7 protein-coding genes are annotated in these 3,065 nt (G+C 63.6%); 1 reads left to right on the top strand and 6 read right to left on the bottom strand.

Annotated elements, in window-relative coordinates; all coding sequences use genetic code 11:
* From JWM94_RS10085 to JWM94_RS10065, 5 genes are all read right to left on the bottom strand, one after another.
* A partial coding sequence (locus JWM94_RS10085) for a ribonucleotide-diphosphate reductase subunit beta (protein ID WP_299425971.1) occupies positions 1-471 on the bottom strand: 471 nt, incomplete at its 3' end.
* Between the two features lie 14 nt (positions 472-485).
* Positions 486-746 carry a hypothetical protein gene (locus JWM94_RS10080; protein ID WP_299425968.1) on the bottom strand — a complete coding sequence of 87 codons (261 nt, stop codon included), beginning with the start codon at positions 744-746 and terminating at the stop codon, positions 486-488.
* Positions 743-1,108 carry a hypothetical protein gene (locus tag JWM94_RS10075; protein ID WP_299425965.1) on the bottom strand — a complete coding sequence of 122 codons (366 nt, stop codon included), beginning with the start codon at positions 1,106-1,108 and terminating at the stop codon, positions 743-745. Before JWM94_RS10075 ends, JWM94_RS10080 begins: the two co-directional genes overlap by 4 nt.
* Positions 1,105-1,302, bottom strand: coding sequence for a hypothetical protein (locus JWM94_RS10070; protein ID WP_299425962.1), 198 nt, complete (start codon positions 1,300-1,302; stop codon positions 1,105-1,107). Before JWM94_RS10070 ends, JWM94_RS10075 begins: the two co-directional genes overlap by 4 nt.
* Positions 1,299-1,475 (bottom strand): hypothetical protein, encoded by a 177-nt coding sequence (locus JWM94_RS10065; protein ID WP_299425959.1) that lies wholly within the window; start codon positions 1,473-1,475, stop codon positions 1,299-1,301. The genes JWM94_RS10070 and JWM94_RS10065 overlap by 4 nt, the downstream gene beginning before the upstream one ends.
* Positions 1,476-1,555: 80 nt before the next feature.
* Between JWM94_RS10065 and JWM94_RS10060 the strand changes: the two genes are divergently transcribed.
* A complete protein-coding gene (locus JWM94_RS10060) occupies positions 1,556-1,822 on the top strand; it encodes a DUF2171 domain-containing protein (protein WP_299425956.1) in 267 nt (88 codons plus the stop codon).
* A gap of 94 nt (positions 1,823-1,916) precedes the next feature.
* On the opposite strand, the gene JWM94_RS10055 is transcribed toward JWM94_RS10060, so the two are convergent.
* On the bottom strand, positions 1,917-3,065 hold a 1,149-nt coding region (locus JWM94_RS10055), incomplete at its 5' end, for a ribonucleoside-diphosphate reductase subunit alpha (protein WP_299425953.1).

The raw sequence follows: 3,065 nt of genomic DNA, 5'->3' as shown, positions 1-3,065 counted from the left end.
GGTGAACCCGCCGAACATCGCCAGCGTGCGCGCGATATCCTCGTCGGTGTCGACGCCGAATTGCTGGAGGAAGTCGTGCTTGTCCTTCATCTCGGCATATTCGAGGAACATGCCGTACTCGCTTTCGGGCATGCCGATCGTGTCGAGCAGGTGGCTGTACGCGGCGATGTGCACCGTTTCCATGTTGCTGAACGCGGTCAGCATCATCTTGATCTCGGTCGGCTTGAACACGCGGCCGTATTTGTCGTGATAGCAATCCTGCACCTCGACATCGGCCTGGGTGAAGAAGCGGAAGATCTGGGTCAGCAAATTGCGTTCGTGATCGGACAGCTTCTGCGCCCAGTCGCGGCAATCCTCGCCCAGCGGCACTTCCTCGGGCAGCCAGTGGAGCTGCTGCTGGCGCTTCCAGAACTCGAACGCCCAGGGGTATTCGAACGGCTTGTACTGCTTGCGGGCTTCGAGAAGGGACATGGACGACTCCGGGACTAGAACTTGATCGGGACAATAGCATCGATCGGGACGATCCCGAACGACAGAAGGGCGGTGACGAGCCACATAATGGGCGCGGTGGTGAGCAGCATGCGCGCGGTGCGGCGGAGCGCTTCGGGGTCGGTGGCGTTTGCGGGGCGCGGCGGCGCGCCCATTTGGCTCTCGGCGCGGTTGGCCTTTGCGGAGAACAGGAGCGCGAGGATGACGTCGGTCACCGCGACGAGCGAGATGATCCCGAGGAGGAGCGCGCCGCTCATGGCGTACCACCAAGGGTCAGCAATCCGGTCGAAGGATGAAGCCAAACGTCGAGCCAGAACGCTCCCAAAACCGTGAACGCTGCGAGCTGAATGATCGCCCAAATGCGTACAGAGCGCGCCGACGGCCCAATCACGGCATCTGCCTGTCGCCCCGGCGCGATGATTGATACGATCGACCGGATCATCCAGATCGCGTCGACTCCCATCCAAATGACGGGGGTTGAAACCTTATCTCCCAAAATATGATGGAGCAGGACGACCACGAAGATGCTGAGCGCGATCAGCCCGATCAATGTCATACCGTAGCGGTGCTTGCCGACCGCACGGTAGCCATCGGGGGCAGGGGCATTGTAGCCGCTCACGACCCTGCTCCCCAGCTAGCCATCGACCAGGCGAAGAAGCCGAGAATGCCCGCCAGCGCGAGCGCCATCGTCACGACGATCCGCCGCGCATAGACCGCTCCCTCGCTCGGCCCGCGAATGCCGAACATCGCGGCGATCCCGCCCAGTGCGACGACGCCCGCGACCGCGTACATGATGATCGGAGCGGTGCTCATCCCCGCGACTCCGCACTCAGGAAATAGAGCAGGATGGCGCCGCCGACCGCGAGTTCGGCCAGCACTACGACGATCGCGCCGCGCGGCAACGGCCCGCCGCCACGCCGCCGCCACGACACGCCGCTGATGGCGATCGTCGCAACGGCGATGGCGAGGAGCGTGAGGATCATCATTGGCAGGGCTCGCCCGCTCGTGCATCGAATCTCCGCGACGCGCGTTGCGCATCCGGAACCATCAACCAAGGAGCTATACCATGGCCGACACCAGCCAGATTACCGAGCATATGGAAGTCATCGGCGCCGACGGCGTCCATGTCGGCACCGTCGACCATGTCGAGGGCGACCGCATCAAGCTGACCAAGAAGGATTCGGGCGCCGACGTCAACGAAGGCACCGGTAGCCACGCGGGGCACCACCACTATATCTCGACCGGCCTGATCGCCGGCGTCGAGGGCGACAAGGTGCGGCTGAGCGCCAACGCCGACGTCGCAGTGACCTTCGAGGAAGAAGAGCAAGCCTGACCGCCCGCGCGGGGAACCCCGCGCGACGGTTGATCGAGCCCCGGACGCGGCGACGCGTGCCGGGGCTTCGTTCATGGCCGATACGCTTGCCATATTATTGGCAAGCGAGGCATTCGTCGTAATCGGTGCTCTCGCCCAGCTCGAACTTGGGCGCCTCGATCGTGTTGTCGGCCTCGACCCCGCCAACGAACCCGGCGCGCTGGACGCTCTTCGAGCGCAGGTAATATAGCGACTTCACCCCCAGCTCCCACGCGCGGAAGTGGAGCATCAGCAGGTCCCACTTCTCGACATCCGCGCGGATGAACAGGTTGAGGCTGGTCGACTGGTCGATATACGGTGTGCGGTCGGCCTGGAGCTCGATCAGCCAGCGCTGGTCGATCTCGAAGCTCGTCTTGTAGCAGTCCTTTTCCTCCTGGCTGAGGAAGTCGAGATGCTGAACCGACCCGCCATTCTCCAGGATCGTGCTCCACACCGCGTCGCTGTTCTTCGATTTCTCGATGAAGATCTTTTCGAGATACGGGTTCTTGACCGACCACGACCCCGACAGCGTCTTGTGCGTGTAGATGTTGGCCGGGATCGGCTCGATGCATGCGCTCGTCCCGCCGCAGATGATGCTGATGCTCGCGGTCGGCGCGATCGCCATCTTGCAGCTGAACCGCTCCATCACGCCGCGATCGTGCGCGTCGGGGCAGGGGCCGCGCTCGACCGCCAATGCCATGCTAGCTTCGTCGGCTTGCGCCTTGATATGCTTGAACATCTTCATGTTCCACGACTTCGCCATCGCGCCCTCGAACGGCAGCCCGCGCTGTTGCAGGAACGAGTGGAACCCCATCACGCCCAGCCCGACCGACCGCTCGCGCATTGCCGAATAGGCGGCGTGTTCCATGCCCGGCTCGGCGCGGTCGATGAAATCCTGCAGCACGTTGTCGAGGAAGCGCATGATATCCTCGATGAAGCCGTCGGCCTTGTTCCACTGGTCCCAGGTTTCGAGGTTGAGACTCGACAGGCAGCACACCGCGGTGCGCTCGTTGCCGAGGTGGTCGGTGCCGGTCGGCAGCGTGATCTCGCTGCACAGGTTCGAGGTCGATACCTTCAGCCCGAGCTCGCGGTGGTGGCGCGGCATGTTCTTGTTCACGTGGTCGGCGAAGATGATGTACGGCTCGCCGGTCGCGAGGCGCGTCTCGACCAGCTTTTGGAACAGCGCGCGCGCATCGACCGTGGCGCGGACGCTCCGGTCCTTGGG

Source organism: Sphingomonas bacterium, assembly GCF_028289855.1.
In the GTDB taxonomy this organism is placed as follows: domain Bacteria; phylum Pseudomonadota; class Alphaproteobacteria; order Sphingomonadales; family Sphingomonadaceae; genus Sphingomonas.
Note: the sequence above shows the minus strand (reverse complement) of the source record. Positions and strands in the feature narration are given on the sequence as shown.